This window comes from Arthrobacter sp. JCM 19049, from assembly GCF_001310435.1.
Window position 1 is genome coordinate 1 of the sequence record NZ_BAXF01000650.1, and the last position, 1019, is coordinate 1019.

Annotated in this window: 1 pseudogene; it reads left to right on the forward strand. The window is 69.7% G+C overall.

The window, feature by feature from the left end:
* Positions 1-142: 142 nt before the first annotated feature.
* Positions 143-1019, forward strand: a pseudogene (locus JCM19049_RS15250) (thymidine phosphorylase); the annotation flags it as partial.

Here is a 1019-nt window from a genome sequence, read left to right on the forward strand (position 1 = left end):
CTGCTGCCCGACGCGTTCGGGCCGCAGAACCTGGAACGCACCGGACACCGCGAACCCGCCGGGCCAGGCCCGGCACGAGCCGGGGCGCGGACACTACCTGAGACGCCAGCGCGGCAGAGCGCGCAGCAGGAGGAGGAGCAAGATGGCAATGGAGGCCTTTGACGCGGTTGAGGTGATCCGCACCAAACGCGACGGCGGGCGGCTGAGCCCGCAGATGATCGACTGGACCATCGACGCCTACACCCGCGGGGTGATCGCCGAGGAGCAGATGGCGGCGCTGAACATGGCGATCTTCCTGAACGGGATGGACCGGGCGGAAATCGCGCGCTGGACCACCGCGATGATCAACTCCGGACAGCGCATGGACTTCTCCACGCTCACCGACGCTCCGGGCGGCGCCTGGCGACCACCGACAAGCACTCCACCGGCGGGGTGGGAGACAAGATCACCCTGCCGCTGGCGCCCTGGTGGCGGTGTTCGGGGTGGCGGTCCCGCAGCTGTCCGGCCGCGGGCTGGGGCACACCGGAGGCACCCTGGACAAGCTCGAGTCCATTCCCGGATGGCGGGCCAACCTGAGCAACGAGCAGATGTTCGCCCAGCTATCCAAGGTCGGCGCCGTGATCTGCGCGGCCGGGGCGGGGCTGGCGCCGGCGGACAAGAAGCTCTATGCGCTGCGCGACGTCACCGGCACCGTGGAGGCCATCCCGCTGATCGCCTCCTCCATCATGAGCAAGAAGATCGCCGAGGGCACCGGCACCCTGGTGCTGGATGTGAAGGTCGGCTCCGGGGCGTTCATGAAGGACGAGGCCAGCGCGCGCGAACTGGCCACCACCATGGTCAACCTGGGCGCGGACGCGTCGGTGAACACCGTGGCGCTGCTGACCAACATGGACACCCCGCTGGGCTGAGCGCCGGCAACGCGATCGAGGTCGCCGAATCGGTGCAGGTCCTGGCCGGCGGCGGCCCGCAGGACGTGGTTGAGCTGACCGTGGCCCTGGCCGAGGAAATGCTGGTCGGGG